1 pseudogene is annotated in these 234 nt (G+C 47.4%); it reads right to left on the bottom strand.

The window, feature by feature from the left end:
- Positions 1-12: 12 nt before the first annotated feature.
- A pseudogene (locus SB658_RS27730) lies at positions 13-234 on the bottom strand (phage minor capsid protein); the annotation flags it as partial.

The following is a 234-nucleotide window of genomic DNA, read 5'->3' as shown; positions in this document are numbered from 1 at the left end:
ATAAAAAAAGCGCTACACGGCGCTTGATGGGTTTCTTATTGTAGAAATTACGTGCTTACAACGCGGGTGAAATATCTCCCCGGTCGCTTTGAGTTCGTCATATGTCGGATAATTGCCGGGAGCATCGTCAGTCAGCTTAATGATTTGTCCCTCGTGGAGACGGCATAGATCCTTCGCTCCGTGAGATGAAATTTGCGCATAATACGCTCCGCGACTTACTGCCTCATTCGTATG

Origin of the sequence: Bacillus sp. SIMBA_008 (genome assembly GCF_046535495.1) — a bacterium.
Classification (GTDB): domain Bacteria; phylum Bacillota; class Bacilli; order Bacillales; family Bacillaceae; genus Bacillus; species Bacillus subtilis.
The sequence above is the reverse complement of the archived record's forward strand: the minus strand, read 5'-3'. Positions and strand labels throughout refer to the sequence as shown.